The organism is Caballeronia jiangsuensis, assembly GCF_046030135.1.
Taxonomy (GTDB): Bacteria; Pseudomonadota; Gammaproteobacteria; order Burkholderiales; family Burkholderiaceae; genus Caballeronia; species Caballeronia jiangsuensis.
In genome coordinates, this window is record NZ_JAQQDB010000006.1 from 235,377 (window position 1) to 254,996 (window position 19,620).

Sequence of the window (19,620 nt, forward strand, 5' to 3'; positions counted from 1 at the left end):
GGGAAAGCGGTGCTGAAGGCACCTCTACATAGAGACGTTTCAGCGCGGCGAATCTTTAGCACCAGAAAAGCGGTAAATATTTTTTCGCGCGAATCGTCATCCCGAGTGAAGCCGCACTTTCAGCGGCCCACCGTTCATGCCGCAGCTTTTTCCGATGCGGCCAGAACCGAAGGAATTCATGCCGATGACGAGTTTCCCGACCGCGCTGCATCTTCGTATCAAGAACCTTGCGCGCCTTCAACCCGATGCGCCCGCGCTCGCTTTCAACGCCCAAGACGACGCGCGTCTCTCACGCGGCGAACTCGACGCTCGCGCGTCCCGGCTCGCGGCGCGACTGCGCGCGGCAGGCGTCGGCGTGGAAGTGCGCGTCGGCGTGTGCGTCGAGCGTTCGTGCGAATTGTTCGTCGCGCTGCTTGCCGTGCTGAAGGCGGGCGGCGTGTTCGTGCCGCTCGATCCGCATCATCCCGCTGCGCGCCTCGACTGGATCGCGAAGGATGCGGGCCTTGCGCACGGCATCGTCGATGCCACCGCCGACGATGCGATGCGCGCACGTTTCGCGCAATGTTTCGATGTCCATCACGATCACGCCGATGCGCCCGCGCTCGATGAAGACACGCCCGTGCATCCGCGCGCCGCCGCATACATGATCTACACGTCGGGATCGACGGGCTTGCCCAAGGCCGTCGTCGTCGAACATGGTCCGCTCGCCGCGCATTGCGACGCGCTCGCGACAGCGCTCTGCATCGGCGAGGGCGATAGTCTGCTGCATTTCGCGTCGGTCAATTTCGATGCCGCGCACGAGTGCTGGCTTGCGCCGCTCGCGGTGGGCGCGCGCATCGTCATTACCCCGCCGCCGCCGTTCGCGCCTGAAGCGGCGCATGCGTTGATCGAGCGCGAAGGCGTGAACGTCGCGGCGTTTCCGCCGGCTTACCTGCGCGAATTCGCGGCGCTTGCCGAGCGCAAGGGCGTGCCCGCGACGTTGCGCGTGCTCGCGTTCGGCGGCGAGGCGCTGTCGCGCGAAGCGTTCGCACGCGTGCGGCGCGTGTTCGCGGCGCAGCGTCTCATCAACGGTTATGGGCCGACAGAAGCCGTCATTTCGCCGATGCTGTGGCCCGTCGAGCCGCACGTCACGCCCGATCTGAGCGATGCCGATGCCTACGCGTCGCTGCCCATCGGACGCGTGATCGGTCCGCGTGTCGCGCGCATCGACGATGGCGAGCTGCTGCTCGGCGGCGTGTGCATCGCGCGCGGTTATCACGGACGCGCGGCGCTGACGGCCGAGCGCTTCGTGCCGGATGCTTCGGGCGAGCCGGGCGCGCGCATCTATCGCACGGGCGATCTCGCGCGCGAACGCCCCGATGGCGCCTTTGACTATCTCGGGCGCATCGACGATCAGGTGCAGATTCGCGGCGTGCGCGTCGAGCCTGCGGAAATCGCGGCGTGTTTGCGCGCGCATCCATCGATTCGCGATGCCGCCGTGCTTGCCGAATCGACGATTGGCCGCACGCAACTAACCGCCTGTCTCGTCGTCGCACATGAAGCTGCGAGCGATGCCGCGTTGAAGACGTATCTCGCGGAACACTTGCCCGCAGCGTGGCAGCCGCATCGCTATGTGCGGCTCGCGCGCCTGCCTTATACGTTGAACGGCAAGCTCGATCGCGATGCGTTGAACACTCAGATTGCGTCAGCGTCGGCCGTGCGTGGCGCGGAGTACATCGAACCCGCGACCGATACCGAACAACGTCTCGCGCAAACCTGGCAACGCATTCTCGACGATGCCGCGCCCATCGGCCGCGCGGATCGCTTCTTCGAACGTGGCGGCGATTCGCTCGCGGCGATGCAGTTGCAGGCGGCGATTCGCATCGACTGGCGCGTGAACCTGCGTCTCGACGCGATCTTCGACGATCCATCGCTGGAAGCACTCGCCGCGCTGATCGACACAAGCGACGCGGAGACAAGCGATACGGTCATCGTGAGAAGCGCGGCACCGACGAACGTGCGTCACATCGATCGGCCGGCATCGTTCGCGCAGCAACGCTTCTGGGTGCTGGCGCAAACGCGCGATGCGGGTTCGGCGTATCACATCGCGTGCCATTGGGATATCAGCGGCAAGCTCGATGCGAACGCCTTGCAGCGCGCACTCGATCATGTGATCGAGCGTCACGAGGCATGGCGCACGACGCTCGTCGAGAACGACGACGGCATCGTCATGCAGCGCGTTCACGCGTCGTTGCCGGTGACGATCGCGCGCGTGAACGCCGATGCAATCGATGATGCACAAGCGCTTGCGCAACGTCACGCGAGCGAAGCGTTCGATCTGTCGAATGGTCCGCTGTTGCGCGCGACGCTCGTAACGTTCGGCGATGAATCGCATCGCCTGATGTTGACCGCGCATCATGCAATCACCGATGGCTACAGCTCGCGCATCGTCTTCGAAGAACTCGCGCACGCATATGGCGCTTACGTGCAAGGCAAAGCGCCGTCGCTGCCCGCGCTGCCGATTCAATACGCGGACTACGTGCAATGGCAGCGCGATCTGGTCGAAGGCGCGGAGGGCGAGCGTCAACTCGGCTTCTGGCGCAAGGCGCTCGATGCGGCGCCCGAGCCGCTCGCACTGCCATACGACCGCTCGCGTCCCGCCGAACGCGATCATCGTGGCGGACGTGTGTCGTTGCGTTTGTCCGTCGAGACATCGAACGCGTTGCGTAAGCTCGCGCGCCACAGGCACGCGTCGCCGTTCGTCGTGCTGCTGTCGGCGTTCGATGCATGGCTTCATCGGCTGACCGGCGCAAACGATTTCGTTGTCGCGACGCCGGTCGCGCATCGGCAGCGGCCCGAGACTGCATCGCTCATCGGGCTGTGTCTGAATACGCTGGCCTTGCGCGCGCGCGTCGATTCCCGTCAATCGTTTTCCCGTCTGCTCGACGATGTGCGCGCACATGCGCTCGATGCATTCGCGCATCAGGACGTGCCGTTCGATCGCGTGCTCGATGCAGTGAAGCCGCCCGTCGCGCGTGGCGAAGAATGGCTGCGCGTGAAATTCGCCCAGCAGTTCGATGCCGAATTGAAGGCGGCGCTACCGAACGCAACGGCAATCGCCACGCCCGGTCCCGATCTCGCGGCGCGCTTCGATTTCGCGCTCGATTTCACCGACGATGCGCGCGGCATCGAACTCGTCGCGGCTCATGCGCGTGATTGCATCGATGACGCCACCGCGCACGCATGGCTCGCGAGCTTCGCGACGCTCGTCGCGGATGCGGTGCGCGATCCTTCGCGTGCGATCGCATCGCTCGATTGCACGACGCAACGCGAATCGCAACGCGGCCGCGCGCTGACGTTCGCCGCCGACGATATCCTCGCGCTGATCGCACGGCATGCGGGCGCGACGCCGCATCGCATCGCGCTCGCCGATGCGCACACGCAAATCAGCTACGCCGAACTCGACGACGCATCGAACCGCGTCGCGCTCGCGTTGCGTCAGGAGGGCGCGCAGGCCGAGCGCGCAGTGGTGGTGTGCATCGAACGTTCGGTGCGCTTCGTCGTCGCGCTGATCGGCGCGATGAAGTCGGGTGCATACGCGGTGCCGCTCGATTCGTCGATGCCGCAGGCACGCCTCGATGGCGCGATCGAAGCGTGCGGCGCGCGACTCGCGCTCGTCGCGACGAACGACGACAACGCGCCGCCTGCGCTCGGCAACGCGCAGTTGCTCGATGTCGATACGCTCGCGCACGATGCATCGCTCGCGAATGCCGCCGTGCAGCGCGTGCAACCCGCGCCGGAACAAACCGCCTACGTCATCTTCACATCGGGTTCGACGGGCACGCCGAAGGGCGTCGCCGTATCGCATCGCGCGCTTGCGGACTACGTGCAAGGCATGCTCGATGAACTCGCGTTCGCGCCGGGCGCGTCGATGGCGATGGTCTCGACCGTCGCTGCCGATCTCGGTCACACGACGCTCTTCGGCGCGCTGTGCTCGGGGCGCACGCTGCATCTGCTGCCCGCTCGATGCGCATTCGATCCGGACCGTTTCGCCGCCGAGATGCGCGCGCGCGATGTGGGCGTGTTGAAGATCGTGCCGAGTCATCTGCACGCGCTCCTGGAAGCTCAGCATCCCGCCGACGTATTGCCTTCGCATGCGCTCGTGACGGGTGGCGAGTCCTTGCCGTGGGCGCTCGTCGATCGTGTCAGGGCGCTGAAGCCTTCGTGCCGCGTGATCAATCACTATGGTCCGACCGAAGCGACGGTCGGCGCAATCGCGTGCGAGGCATCCGCATTCGCCGACGATGAACGCAACGCGCAGGGCGCGCCGCTCGGCCGTCCGTTGCCGAACGCGTGCGCCTATGTCTTCGACGCATCGGGCGCGTGCGTGCCGCCGGGCGGTATCGGCGAGTTGTATCTCGGCGGCCCGGGCGTCGCGCGCGGCTATCTCGGACGTGCGGCCGCCACGGCCGAGCGCTTCGTGCCGCATCCGTTTGCGCATGGCGAGCGGCTTTATCGCACGGGTGATCGTGCGCGCCTGCTCGCAGATCGACGCATCGCGTTCCTCGGGCGGATCGACGATCAGGTCAAGATTCGCGGCTATCGTGTCGAGCCGGGCGAGGTCAGCGCGGCGTTGCGCGCGATCGAAGGCGTGACTCAGGCCGAGACCTTGCCGATCGATCGCGATGGCCGTCTGCAACTCGCATCGTTCGTGAGCGGCACGGTGCGAAGCGAAGCCATGCTGCGCGATGCGCTCGCCGCACGCTTGCCCGAATACATGGTGCCCGCGACGATCGTCGTGTTCGACGCGCTGCCCGTGACGGCCAACGGCAAGATCGACCGCGCCGCACTGCGCGATATCGCGATGAAGCCGGTCGAAGCCGCCGCAACGAGCGACGCACCGCAAGGCGAAGTCGAAGAAACGATCGCATCGGTGTGGAAGGACGTGTTGAAGGCGAAGCACATCGGCCGCGACGATAACTTCTTCGAGCTTGGCGGCGATTCGATTCTCGTGCTGCAAATCATCGCGCGCCTGCGCAAACGCGGCCTTCGCGCGACGCCGAAGCAGATCTTCGACAACGCGACGGTCGCGCAACTTGCGCGCGTTGCCAAGCCGATCGAGACGGCCGAAGCGAAAGCGCCCGTCGCCGCAACGAAGCAAGCGGATGAAAACGCAACGCTCACGCCCGCGCAATTGCGCTTCTTCGCGCTGGATATTGCGCAACGCGGCCACTGGAATCAGTCGATCGAATTCGATGCGCACGCATCGTTCGATCTCGATGCCTTCGCGCGCGCCTTCGATGCGCTGCTGACGCATCACGAGATTTTCCGGCAACGCTTCGAGCACGACGCCGCGACGAACGCATGGCGCATCGTGCAGGCTTCGAAGGCGTTCGACACGTTGCCGCTCGCCGCTGTCACCGCATACGACGAAGCCGATGCGCTCGCGCAGTTCGATGCGATCCAGCGTACGCTCGACATTTCACGCGGCCCGCTCGCGTGCGCGCTCGCCGCATCGCTGCCCGACGGACGCACGAAGCTGTACCTCGCGATTCATCATCTGATCGTCGATGGCGTGTCGTGGCGCATCCTGCTCGATGATCTGCTCAATGCTTATCGCGCGGCCGCAACGCGCGGCATCGCGAGCCTCACGCGCACCGGCGCAACGGCGTCGCAATGGGCGGCGCGGCTTGCGAAGGCGGCACGCGATTCGCAATCGCCGTTCGCCGGAGAAGCGCAATACTGGACGACGCAACTCGCGACAGGCGATGAGCTGCATCTCGATCACCCGCAAGCGAAGGCGACGAACGCCGATGCCGCCGTCATCGAACAGACACTCGATGTCACGCTCACGCGCGCCGTGCTCGCCGAAGCGAACGCCGCTTATCGCACGCAGACGGTTGAGCTGCTGATCGCCGCGCTCGCACATGCGATCGGCAAGACGTGCCGTATCGAGCTGGAAGGACATGGCCGCGAAGCGCTCTTCGACGACATCGACGCAAGCCGCACGCTCGGCTGGCTGACGAGTCACTATCCGGTGTCGGTGCCGGTGGAAGCATCGCCGGTCGCCACGCTCGCCGCCGCGAAGGACATGTTGCGCGCGGTGCCGCACAAAGGTCTCGGCTTCGGCGTGCTGCGCCATTACGGCGACGCAGCGACGCGCGCATCGCTCGAAGCATTGCCGCGCCCGCGCGTGACCTTCAACTATCTCGGCCAGTTCGAAGCACAGAACGCGCGGGACACCGCGTTCACGCCGCGTTTTGGCGGCGCGGGTTGTGAGCGCGATCCTTCGGGCCCGCTCGGCAATGCACTCGCGATTCATGCTTACGTGGACGACAGCGACGAACGCACGCTCAAACTGCACTGGGTCTACGGTTCGACGCAACTGGAGCGCGCGACGATCGAAGCGCTCGCGCAACGGTTCGAAAGCGCGCTTGCCGAAATCGTGAGCGCGTGCGCGGAACGCATCGCGATCAAAGGCGCAGGCGCGACGCCGGGCGATTTCCCGCTCGCACGCGATGGTGGCCTGACGCAAGCGGCGCTCGAACGTCTGCCGGTCGATCTGCGCGGCGTGACCGACATCTATCCGTTGTCGCCGATGCAGCAGGGCATCCTGTTTCATTCGCTGTTCGCGCCGGAACAATCGACGTATGTGAACCAGCTCGCGGCGACGTTGATCGCGCCCGACGTCGAGCGCTTGCGCGCCGCGTTCGAAGCGGCCGTGCCGCGTCACGATATCCTGCGCACCGGCTTCACGCCCGACGAAGCCGCGCCGATGCAGATCGTGCATCGCCAGGCGCGCATGCCGTTCGACGTGCTCGACTGGCGCGATCGAAGCGATGCGCTTGCCTCGTTCGAAACGTGGCTCGCGGACGACCGCGCACGCGGCTTCGATCTCGCGGTGCCGCCTTTGATGCGCGTCACGCTGATTCGACTTTCGGATGAAGAATGGCGCATCGTGTGGACGCGTCATCATCTGCTGCTCGATGGCTGGAGCACGGCGCGCATGTTCGCGGACGTGTTGCGCGATTACATCGAGCCGCCTCGCGCGCAGCCTTTCGCCGCGCATTCCATGAAGACGCGCTATCGCGACTTCATCGCATGGCTCGCCGCACGCGACGCGCAGGCCGACGAGGCATTCTGGCTCGAACGTCTCGCACGTCTCGACGAATCGACGCTTATCGCGCAACGCGAGGCGAGCGATCGACCTTCGCTCGACGATCACCGTACGTGGCGCGCGACGCTCGATGCCGCGACGACCGCACGCCTCATCGATACCGCGCGCCGTCTGCGCGTGACACTCAACACGCTCGTGCAGGGCGCGTGGGCGCTCGCGTTGCAGCGCATGACGCATCGGACGAGCGTCGCGTTCGGCTCGACGGTGGCGGGCCGCCCCGACACGCTCGCCGATATCGACGACGTGCTGGGCCTCTTCATCAACACGCTGCCGGTGATCACCGCGCCGCTGCCGCAGCGTGCCGCGTCCGCGTGGCTTCGAGAATTGCAGGCGGACAACGCCGCGGCCAACGAACATGCCCATACGCCGCTCGCGGAGATTCAACGCTGGGCGGGTCAGGGCGGCGGTGCGCTGTTCGACACGCTCGTCGTCTTCGAAAACTATCCCGTCGATGAAGCATGGGCCGGCCGCGATGAACGCGCGCTCGCGATGCGCGATCTGCGCAATATCGAAGCGACGGACTTCGCCCTGACGCTCGTGGTGGAGGCGGGCGAGTCCATCGTCATCGCTTACGGGTATGACGCGGCGCGTCTCGATGAATCGCGCGTGGCGGCGCTGCATCGCGCGATGTCCGCCTGTCTCGATGCATTTGCCGCGAACGCCGATGCGCCGCTGGGCGCGATCTCGCTTGCCGAAGACGCCGCGCGTTTCAATGCAACGGCCCGCGATTGGAACGATGTTGAACGTGCGCCGCTGCATCGGCAGTTCGAGCGCATGGCCAAGGCTGCGCCGGATGCCATCGCGCTTGAAATGAACGCTGGCGATGGCGCTTCGAAGCATATGACGTATGCCGAGTTGAACGAGCGCGCGGAGCGCGTCGCTGCCGCGCTCGTGAGCGTGGGCGTCGCGCCGGACACGGCGGTCGCGCTGTGCGTCGAGCGTTCGTTCGAAATGGTCGTCGCGCTGATCGGCGTGTTGAAGGCGGGCGCGGCCTATCTGCCGATCGATCCGGATTATCCGGCCGAGCGCATCGCGTACTTGCTCGACGATGCGAAGCCCTCCGTCGTGCTGACGCAAACGCATTTGCGTGAACGTGTCGAGGCCGTTGCCTCCGATGCGCGCGTCTTCGATATCGCCACGCTCATGCAGAACGACGCGACGCTCGCAACGCCCATCGAAGTCAGCGATGCGCAACTCGCGTACCTCATCTACACATCCGGCTCGACGGGCAAGCCCAAAGGCGCGGGCAACACGCACGGCGCGCTGGCGAATCGCATCGCGTGGATGCAGGACGCGTATCGCCTGACGCGCGACGACGTCGTGCTGCACAAGACGCCATTCGGCTTCGACGTGTCCGTTTGGGAATTCGTGTGGCCGCTCGCGACGGGCGCGAAGCTCGCCATTGCTGCGCCCGGCGATCATCGCGATCCGGCGCGGCTCGTCGCGGCCATCGAAGCGCATCGCGTGAGCACGCTGCACTTCGTGCCGTCGATGCTCGCGGCGTTCGTCGCGCATATCGACGAGTTCGGCGACGCGCATCGCTGCGCGAGCATCGAGCGAATCGTCGCAAGCGGCGAAGCGCTCGCGCCGGAACTCGTCGCGCGCGTCGCCAGGCTGCTGCCGAACGCGCGGCTCTACAACCTCTATGGTCCGACCGAAGCCGCCATCGATGTATCGCACTGGACATGCGGTGCGCGCGATATCGAATCGGCTTCCGTGCCGATCGGTCATCCGATCGCGAATCTGCAACTGCATGTGCTCGATGCGGCGCTGCATCCGGTGCCTTCCGGCGGCATCGGTGAACTGTATCTCGGCGGCGCGGGTCTCGCGCGCGGTTATCTCGGGCGTGCATCGCTGAGCGCCGAACGCTTCGTGCCCGATCCGTTCATCGCGGGCGCGCGTCTTTATCGCACGGGCGATCTCGCGCGTCGTCGCGACGATGGTGCGCTCGACTATCTCGGCCGCATCGATACGCAGGTGAAGCTGCGAGGGCAGCGCATCGAGCTGGGCGAGATCGAGGCGCTGCTGCGCGTCGAGCCGAATGTGCGCGATGCCGTCGTGATCGTGCGCGACGAGCAGTTGATCGGCTACATCGCATGCGCCGCGCCCGATGCGTTCGATGAATCCGCCGTGCTCGATTCGTTGCGTTCGCAACTGCCCGCCTACATGGTGCCGTCGCACGTGATCGCGCTCGACGTGCTGCCGGTGACACCCAATGGCAAGTGCGACCGCAACGCGCTGCCCGCGCCGATACGCACGCAAGGAAGTATCGAAGCACCGCAGACACCGACCGAACGCGAACTCGCCGCGATCTGGCAGCGCGTGCTGCATCTCGAAGCCATCGGCCGCGATGACGATTTCTTCGCGCTCGGCGGCCATTCGCTGCTCGCGACACAGGCCAACGCGCAGGCCAACCTGCACTGGTCACTGACATTGCCGCTGCGCACGCTCTTCGATGAGCGGACGCTTGCGCGCTGCGCCGTCGCGATCGATGCCGCGCTCACGCAACGCGATGCAACGGGCGGCGCACATGACGCGGCGAGCGCCATCGACGCACTGCTCGGCGAACTGGAGACGCAATGAGAACCGCAAGAAAAAGAGGAAACGCATGACGCAGGCCAAACCCGATCTGCTCTCGCTCGCGACGCGCTTCGCGCAGTTGCCCGATGCGCAGCGCAAGGTGTTCGTCGCGCGGCTCGCCGACGCGGGCATCGACTTTCGCATGCTGCCGATTCCGCCGCGCGCAAGAAGCGAGGCCTGTGACGAACCGGTGGCGGCCGTGCCCGCATCGTTTGCGCAGGCGCGTCTGTGGCTGCACGCGCGCATGATCGACGAGCCGGCTGCGTATCACATCACCGAGCGCATGCAACTCGACGGCGCGCTCGATGCGAACGCGCTGCGCCTGTCGTGCGATGCGTTGATCGCGCGTCATGAAGCGCTGCGCACGACCTTCTCGGAAGGCGCGGACGGCGTGCTGCAAACCGTGCATGCACCGATGCGCTGTCCGTGGCAATCGGTGGATCTCACGCATGTTCCCGTCGCGGAGCGTGAGACGCGTGCCGCCGCGCTCGCACTCGCCGACGAATCGCGCGCCTTCGATCTCGCGCATGCGCCACTCTTGCGCGCGCATCTGATCAGGCTCGATACAAACACGCACTGGCTTTCGCTGACGACGCATCACATCGTGTCGGATGGCTGGTCCGCCGATATCGCGCTGGCCGAACTCGCATCGTTCTATCGCGCGTATGCACGAGGCGAAGCGGTGTCCGTCGCGCCATTGCCGATTCAATACGCGGATTACGCGCTCTGGCAGCGTCGCTGGCTCGATGCGGGCGAGCGCGAACGGCAACTCGATTTCTGGCGCGCTCGGCTCGATCCTTCGCGCGACGTGCTCATGTTGCCGGGCGTGGCGGCGCGTCCCGGCGAACGCAGCGCGCGCGGCGCGCGTCATGTGTTCACGCTCGATGCAGCGCTCGCCGCTCGTCTGCGCGCCTTTGCCAACGAACGCCGCGCGACGCCTTTTGCCGTGCTGCTCGCCGCACTCGATGCGCTCTTCGCGCGCGCATCGGGCGAAGCGCATATCCAGATCGGCGTGCCCGCCGCGAATCGCGAGCGCGCGGAAATGGCGGGTCTGATCGGCTTCTTCGTCAACACGTTGACGCTCGCGGCGCGCGTCGATGTAACGCAGCCGTTTTCGACACTCGTCGATGCCGCGCAAGGCGCGCTCGTCGATGCGCAATCGCATCAGGACGTGCCGTTCGAGCAAGTGGTCGAAGCGCTCGGCGTCGTGCGCAGCGCGAGTCATCATCCGCTATTTCAGGTCATGGCGGCCTATGGTGCGCGTCGTTCACTGCCTTTATTCGCCGATGTGCGCCCAACCGAATTACCTTCCGGCACGCCGTTCGCGAAGTTCGATCTGACCGCGAACTTCGAGGAACGCGCGGACGGCTCGCTCGATGCCGCGTTCATCTACGCGCTCGATCTCTTCGATGCCGATGCGATCGAGCGTCTTGCGCGCCGCTTCGTCGAACTGTTGCGCAACGCGCTCGATGCGCCGCACACGCTCGTCGGCGATCTGCAATGGCTGCCGCAGGACGAGCGCGCGCAGCTCGAGGCATGGAATCGCAATGCGCCTGAACGCGCGCCGGAATTCATCTCCGTGCACGAACACATCGCCCGTCATGCGCGCGCTCGGCCAAATGCGCGCGGCGTCGCGGATATGGAGCGAGCCTTCACGCGCGGCGAAGTCGATGCGCGCGCGACGCGTATCGCGCAACGTCTCATCGATGCGGGCGTGCGTCCGGAGATGCGCGTGGGCGTCGCGCTGGGCCGTTCGGTCGATCTGCTCGTGGGCCTGATCGCGGCGCTGAAGTCGGGCGGTGCATTCGTGCCGCTCGATCCGAGCCATCCGCGCGAACGTCTCGCACAGATTCTCGACGATGCGCGCATCGATCACATCGTCACCGAACGCGCGAGCCTCGATGCGCTGCCCGTGCCCGCGAACGCGCGCATCCTGCTGCTCGACGATGAAAGCCTCTACGCCGGCGATCACACATCGCGCGTCGCGTTGGCCGAAGTCGCGGCGGAACAGGCGGCCTACGCGATCTACACATCGGGATCGACCGGCAAGCCGAAGGGCGTGATCGTCGATCACGGTTCGTTCGCGCGTCATTGCGTGGCCATCGCCGAACGTTATGGCGCGACCGAGCGCGACACGTTCATGCTGTTCCAGTCGGTTAATTTCGATGGTGCGCACGAAGGCTGGTTCTCGCAGTACATCTCGGGCGCGGCGGTCGCGATCACCGCCGACACGCTCTGGCCGCCCGCGCTGACATGCAAGCTCATGCGCCAAGAAGGCGTGACGATGACCTACGTGCCGCCGGGCTGCGCGACGCAACTCGCGGAATGGGCGCTCGTGCACGGCGCGCCGCCCACGTTGAAGTCGATCACGGTCGGCGGCGAAGCGACGTCGCGCGAAGCCTTCGCGTTGATGCGCCGCGCGTTCCCGAACGCGCGCATCGTCAATGGCTACGGTCCGACTGAAACTGTCATCACGCCGATGCTGTGGATGTTCAATCCCGGCGACGATCCCGCGAAGCTCGCGTATTGCGCGTATCTGCCGATCGGCACGCTCGTCGGCGCGCGTACCGCGCATGTGCTCGATGAGCGTTTGAATCCGCTGCCCGTCGGCGTGATCGGTGAGCTTTATCTCGGCGGCGAAGGCGTCGGCGTCGCGCGCGGTTATCTCGACCGTCCCGCGCTGACCGCCGAGCGTTTCGTGCCCGATCCGTATGGCGAGCCGGGCGCGCGTCTGTATCGCACGGGCGATCTCGTGCGACGCCGCGCCGATGGCGTGTTCGACTTCATCGGTCGCGTTGATCATCAGGTGAAGCTGCGCGGCTTGCGTATCGAGCTTGGTGAAATCGAAGCGCAACTCGCCGCGCATGACGATGTGCGCGAAGCATGCGCCGTGGTGCGCGGCAAGGGCGCGCGAGCGGCGCTCGTCGCGTATGTCGAACTGAAGGCCGATGCGCGCGAACGTGCCGCGCTCGGCCGTGCCGCCGATGCCACCGAACTCGATGCGCATCTGCGCCGCACGTTGCCCGATTACATGGTGCCGGCGCATATCGTCGTGCTCGATGCATTGCCGCGCAACGCGAACAGCAAGGTCGATCGCGCGATGTTGCCGGAGCCGCCGAAGAAGGAGCGCCGCTACGAAGCGCCTGCCGCGGGCACCGAAGCCGCGCTCGCGAAAATCTGGCGCGAGGTGCTGAACGTCGAGCGCGTCGGACGCGCCGATCATTTCTTCGAACTCGGCGGGCATTCGCTCGCGGCCGTGCGCGTGGTCACGCGCATCGCGGAGATGCTCGGACGCGATGTGCCGGTGCGCGCATTGTTCGAAACGCCGGTGTTGTCGCAATACGCGAAACGCGTGCAGCAGGCGAGCGCATGCGAAGGCGCATCGGATACGGTGCAAGACACCTTCGAGCCCGACGAGAACGGCATATGGCCGCTGTCCGCCGCGCAACTCGGCCTCTGGTTCCTGTGGCGGGCGCAGCCGCAAAGCGCCGCGTACAACATTCCGGTCGCGGTGCGCCTGCGCGGTCCGCTCGATGCCGACGCGTTGCGCGAAGCGCTTGCGCAAGCCGCCGCGCGTCATCCGGCCTTGCGCACGCAACTGGTCGAGCGCGAGGGCGCAGCGCCAAGTCAACGCATCGCGCCGATGTGGCGTTTCGAGTTGCCGGTGATCGATGTCGCGGGCCGCATCGATGAAGCGAAGCGCATCACCGATGAAGACGCGCTCACGCCCTTCGATCTCGCGCACGCGAAGCGTCTATGGCGCGCGCGTCTGCTGCGCCTGGCCGACGACGACCACGTGCTGTCGCTCGTCGTGCATCACATCGTGTCGGATGGCACGTCGATCGATCTTTGGCTCGACGATATCCGCGCGACGTATGTAGCCTTGCAGAAGGGCGCGTCGGTGGCGGAACGTGTATCGAATGCGCTGGTGCTGCCGTCGTCAGCGACGGGCGCGCGTCTCGCGTTCTGGCGCGACGCGCTAAAGGCACTGCCCGCGATCGCATTGCCCGCGCCGGCATCGGGCCGCGTGGAAGACCCGCAATGGCTCGCAAGCCGCATCGCGTTCGATCTCGACGATGCGCTCGTCGAAGGCAGCCGCGCGCTCGCGATGGAATGCCACGCCACGCTGCCGATGCTGCTGCATGCGGCGCTCAACGCGGCATTGCATCGTCTGACGGGCGCGCTCGATCAGCCGATCGGCGTGCTTGCATCGACACGCGAATCGACGGGCGATGCCGCACGCGATGCGCTCGGGCTCTTCATCAACGCGGTCGTCGTGCGCACGCGCATGTCGAAGAACGATACGCCCGCGACCTTGCTCGCCACCGTGCGCGACGCGGCGCTCGCCGCCTATGCACACGCCGATGCGCCGTTCGCCGATGTCGTGTCTGCGCTGAATGCAGAGCGGCCCGGCGCGGCCAATCCGCTCTTCCAGGTGATGTTCAACTACCTTCGCCCGGCCGCGATGGCCTCGCGCGATTGGGCGGGCCTCGCAATCGAAGGCTTCGATGACATGCGTCATCGCGTGGTGTTCGATCTGGAACTGGACGTGACCGAACATCCCGATGGCCGCGTGAGTTGCGCGTTTTCCTATGCGAACGAACGCGTCGATGCTGCGTTCGTCGAGATGCTTGCGCAGCGTTATCTCGCGACTGTCGAACAGTTCGCGCACGCGCCGCAGGAAGTCTTCGACGCGTGTGAAGCCACGCTCGAAAGCGTGGCGCGTATCACGCCGCAGCCATCGAACGAAGAGAGCAAAGAGAACGATGAGACCGGCGAAGCGCAAACGCTCGCGACCATCTGGAGCGAACTCTTCGATGGCAAAACCCTCACGCCGCACGACGATCTCTTCGCAGCAGGCGCGACATCGTTCGCCGTCGTGCGCTTCGTCGAAGCGGCACGCAAGGCCGGTTTCGATATCGCCATTCGCGACGTATTCGCCACACCGCATTTCGCGGGCCTCGCCTCGACGCTCGCACGCCGCTTCTCGCTGGCATCGACCAATGACATCTGAGAGACACAGGGAAATGAAGAAAGAAACCGTATTCGATCTGATCGGCGTCGGCTTTGGGCCGTCGAATCTGTCGCTCGCCGTGCGTCTGGCCGAAGAGCGCGGCACGTCGGACATGAAGCAGTGCTACATCGAGCGGCAGCCCGAGTTCGGCTGGCATCGCGACATGCTGCTCGACGATTGCCGCATGCAGATTTCGTTTCTGAAGGACCTCGTCACGCAGCGCGACCCGACGAGCCGCTTCACGTTCATCAACTATCTGTTCGAGCGCGGACGTCTGAACGAATTCGTGAACCTGAAGAACTTCTATCCGACGCGCGTCGAGTTTCACGATTACCTGAGCTGGGTCGCGCAAGCCTTCGACGATCGCGTGCATTACGGACAGAGCGTCACGGCCATCGAACCGGTGTTCGAAGCGAACGGCGACGTAAGCGCGCTGCGCGTGGTTTCGCAGGACGAAGACGGCCGCGAATGGCGGCGCGTGACGAAGGCGTTGTCGGTCGGCGTCGGCGGCACGGCGCGCGTGCCGGAACCGTTCGCATCGCTCGGGCCGCATAACGTGATTCATTCGTCGGCGTATCTGAGTTCGATCGAGCGCGTCGCGGGAGATGGACGCGATGGCAAGAAGCGCATCGCGGTGATCGGCGCGGGACAGAGCGCGGCCGAAGTGTTCTCGGATCTCACGCGCCGCTTCCCGCATGTCGATGCGACGCTCGTGATTCGCGCGAGCGCACTCAAGCCCGCCGACGATACACCCTTCGTCAACGAGATCTTCAGCCCTGAATTCACCGATGTCGTCTTCGCACAATCGGAAGACGGACGCCGCTCGCTGATCGAGCGCTTTCGCGACACGAACTACGCGGTCGTCGATCGTCCGCTGATCGAGCAGATCTACGAAATGCTCTATCTGCAGAAGGTTTCGGATGAAACGCGGCATCGGCTGCTGGCGAACACGGCGATCGAAAACGCCGCGCGCCGCGCGAACGGCGAGATCGAACTGACGATGCGCGACGTGCTGACCGGCCACGCGCGCGCGGAGCGATTCGACGCGCTCGTGCTCGCGACGGGCTATCGGCGCGACACGCATCTCGCATTGCTCGACGACCTCGCGCCGCATCTGGACGACGCGCTCGCGCAACGCAATGTCGGCCGTGATTATCGGCTCGTCACGCCTTCGAAGTTCAAGGCGCGCATCTATCTGCAAGGCTGCTGTGAAGACAGCCACGGTCTCTCCGACACGCTGCTTTCGGTGCTTGCGGTGCGCTCGGACGAGATCGCCGCATCGCTTGCCGGTGCGGGACAGGAACACGCCGCGCAACCAGCGGCGGATACGAGGAAAACCGGGGTGAGCGGCGGCCGCGTGGCCGTGGCTCTTTGACAAAGTAGCGGCGCACAGGAAGCCGCATTGCGATGGAGAGTAGAAGAATGACGTGGGGAAGAGGGACGCGCCGTGCGATTGCCATAGCGGCGAGCATGGCATTCAGCCTGGCGGCCGCCGATCATGCGCTGGCACAGGAACAGGCACAGGCACAGGCAGCGCAGCAGGATGCGCCGCAGACGAGCACATTGCCCGCGGTTCGCGTGAACGCGGCGGCGGACAAGAACGATACGGTCGGGCTCGTCGCGCGCAAGAGCCGCACGGGCACGAAGACCGATACGCCGATCGACGAGATTCCGCAGACGATCAACGTGGTCACGTCGACGCAGATCGAGGAAACGGGCGCGACCACCATCAACGAAGCGCTGCGCTATGTGCCGGGCTTTTCGTCGTATGGCTCGGATGTTCGCTCGGACTGGTATTCGGCGTTGCGCGGCTTCACGCCGACGGTCTTCGTTGATGGACTGCAGGTGCCGAATACGCTGAATCTGTCGAGCTGGCGTGTCGATCCGTACATGATCGACAGCATCACGATCCTGCGCGGGCCGACATCGGTGCTATACGGTCAGGGCGATCCCGGCGCGATCGTCGATGTGCAGAGCAAGCTCGCCGATGGCGGGCGTTATCGCGAGGCGGGCGTGCAGATCGGCAACTATGCGCGCAAGCAGGTGATGTTCGATATCGGCGACAAGATCGACAAGGACGGCACGCTGTCGTATCGCGTGCTCGCGGTCGGGCGCGACGGCAATTCGATGACCGGTCCGCATGCGGAGCAGCGCTTCGCGGTCTCGCCATCGGTGCGCTGGCAGCCGAACGCGAACACGTCGTTGACGATCGCGGCGAGTTATCTGCAGGACTGGGGCGATGCATCGAATAACTTCCTGCCCGCGCAAGGCACGGTGCTGCCCAATCCGAATGGCAAGATTTCGGAGAACCTTTACACGGGCGATCCGACCTACTCGTACTATCGCAAGAAGGAATGGTCGGTCGGCTATCAGTTCGAGCACAAGTTCAACGACATCTGGACGTTCCGCCAGAACACGCGCTGGATGCATCTCTCGCTCGACAACGGCGCGGTGTGGGGCGGCGGTCTCGATCCGAGCGATCCGAGCGAGCAGACGCTTGCGCGTTATGCGGGTCTGTTCCAGCCGAACTACAGCCGCTTCGATATCGATAACAACGCGCAGGCACGTTTCGGGACGGGGCCGCTCGAACATACGGTGCTGCTCGGCTTCGAGTACAACCGCCAGAATTCGACCGATAGCGAATGGCTCGCGCAGGCTCCGAGCCTGAACATGTACAACCCGGTCTATACGCCGGTATCGACCGCGATCTTCAGCGGTCCGGATTCCTTCGGCCAGACGAACACGCGCACGACGCTCGATAGCTTCGGCCTCTATGCGCAGGATCAGGTGAAGTGGAATCGCTGGATGCTGACCGTGGGCGCCCGCGAGGACTGGAGCAACACGAAGCAGGACGACATCGTCGGCGGCACGCAACTGAAGCAGGACGACAGCGCATTCACGGGACGCGTCGGCCTGACATATCTCGGCGATTACGGTCTTTCGCCGTACATCAGCTATTCGACTTCGTTCAATCCGATCATCGGCGTGAAGATGGCCGACGGCGGCCTGCCTGCGCCGACGAAGGGACGTCAGATCGAAGCGGGTCTGCGCTGGCAGCCGCCGGGCAAGAACCTGATGCTCGGCGCGGCCGTGTATCAGATCAACCAGACGAACGTCCTCACGCCCGATCCGACCGATCCCACCGGCACGTTTTCCGTGCAGACGGGCGAGGTGCGTTCGCGCGGCATCGAGCTTTCCGCGGTGGGCAACGTGACGCGCAATCTGTCCGTTATCGCGGCATACGTCTATCAGGATGTGAAGAACATCCGCGCGAACGACGTGACGCTCGACAAGTGGCCGGTGTCGATTCCGCTGCCGCGCCAGATGGCGTCGCTGTGGGCGGACTGGACGTGGCATTCGGGACCGCTCGACGGCCTCGGCTTCGGCGCGGGCATCCGCTATCAAAGCGGCCTTGCGGGCGCGGCGGACAACTCGCTCTATATCCCGAGCTATACGGTCTACGACGCGGCCGTTCATTACGACACGCAGCATTGGCGTTTCGCGGTGAACGCGTCGAACATTTTCAATCGCACGTTCGTGAGCGGATGCCAGTCTGATTCGGCCTGCTTCTATGGCAATCCGCGCACGGTGATCGCGAGCGCCCGTTATAACTGGTGATGATCGTCGGCGGCGCGCTTGGCTCATGATTCGCGCCGCCATTCTTTCGAGCAGGATTCAATGACGAAGATAAAGCTGGTCTACATCATGTCCTTGCGCAACGCCGCGGCGGATCGCGCGGGACAGCATATCGAGTACAAGGGCGGCACGCGTTATATGAAGTCGCCGCTGGAATACCTTGTTGAGCAACTCAATGTTTCGCCTCTGGGCGATCTCTATTCGCTCGAAGGCGTGATCTATGACGATGACGAAGGCTCGCCGCGAGATCGCGAAAAGCTCGCAGGATATGGGTTTCGTCACGCGCCGGGTGGACAGTGGATTCATCCGCCGAAGCTTTCGGTGCAAGGCGTGCGGGTGACGAGTCTGCTGCATGCGATTCCGTCTTCTTATCGGCGTTTGGCGTTGGATGCGGTTGGCGAGCGCGCGGTGCAGAAGAGCGTGTTCGAGAAGCGTCTGCTCGACAAGCTTCATGCGCTCGATGCGGATTTCGTTGTGCTCGATGGATTGCTTGTGATTCTCGATGAGCTCGTTCGGCCGGGGGCGGAATTTTGTCGGCGTATCGCGAATATTCATCCGGGTGTCACGCGGTTGGGCTCGCCGTTTGAGCGGCGCGGAGCTTATGCGACGCTCGATGCGCTTTATGGCGTGCGGGGTCAGCGCGTGGTGGACTGGAGCACGATGCGCGTGCAGTCCGCTCCGGTGATCGATCGGACGGGGGCTTCGTTTCATTACGTCGATAACGGGATCGATTCGGGTGAAGTGATTTTCGATGTGCTCGGCACGAGTATCGATCCCGTCGACACTATTCTCGAACTGCGCTGGAATAACTTTCAGCGGAGTTTGTTTCCTGCGCTTGAAGGAGGGCTTTTGGCTATGGCCGAAACGCTTGCCGGGGATGTTGTTTAGGGGGTTTTTTGTTTTCGCCGGATCCCGGATTCGCAGTGGTCTATTAGCACTGCCCCTCCCCGGGGCGGGGGTCACTTTCTTTGCTGCTGCAAAGAAGGTAACCAAAGAAAGCAGCTCGTTTAGGCCCGCGGTCACACGCAGTTTGGCCATGCTTGCCAGCCCGCGGTGGCCCTCGCCTAAGTGTCGCCCTCGAAGGACTTACCGGGCTTGGCTCGCGCACGGTCTGCCGCCCGAGACGTTTCAGTGCGCTGGTTCAGCACGAAATAGCTTCGGCACAGCGCTGCGCGCTGCCGTGGGGTTTGCAAAGGAAACCATCTATAGGAGGGGCATCAGCAAAGAAGCACGC

At 64.9% G+C, this 19,620-nt stretch carries 5 protein-coding genes; all 5 read left to right on the forward strand.

Annotation, left to right across the window (positions count from 1 at the left end):
* The first annotated feature begins 184 nt into the window (after positions 1–184).
* Genes PQR08_RS08960 through PQR08_RS08980 form a run of 5 tightly spaced genes read left to right on the forward strand, consistent with a single transcriptional unit; the run spans position 185 to position 19,274 of the window.
* Positions 185–9,739 carry a non-ribosomal peptide synthetase gene (locus PQR08_RS08960; protein WP_250486032.1) on the forward strand — a complete coding sequence of 3,185 codons (9,555 nt, stop codon included), beginning with the start codon at positions 185–187 and terminating at the stop codon, positions 9,737–9,739.
* 25 nt (positions 9,740–9,764) lie between these two features.
* Entirely contained in the window at positions 9,765–14,750 is a 4,986-nt protein-coding gene (locus PQR08_RS08965) for a non-ribosomal peptide synthetase (RefSeq protein WP_408161262.1), read from the forward strand.
* Positions 14,751–14,763: 13 nt separating this feature from the next.
* The gene (locus PQR08_RS08970) at positions 14,764–16,125 is read left to right on the forward strand and encodes a lysine N(6)-hydroxylase/L-ornithine N(5)-oxygenase family protein (protein WP_250486035.1); all 1,362 of its coding nucleotides are present in this window, start codon (positions 14,764–14,766) and stop codon (positions 16,123–16,125) included.
* A gap of 47 nt (positions 16,126–16,172) precedes the next feature.
* Entirely contained in the window at positions 16,173–18,368 is a 2,196-nt protein-coding gene (locus PQR08_RS08975) for a TonB-dependent siderophore receptor (protein WP_250486037.1), read from the forward strand.
* Between the two features lie 60 nt (positions 18,369–18,428).
* On the forward strand, positions 18,429–19,274 hold the full coding sequence (locus tag PQR08_RS08980; RefSeq protein ID WP_250486038.1) for a formyl transferase: 846 nt from the start codon (positions 18,429–18,431) through the stop codon (positions 19,272–19,274).
* Positions 19,275–19,620 lie beyond the last annotated feature (346 nt).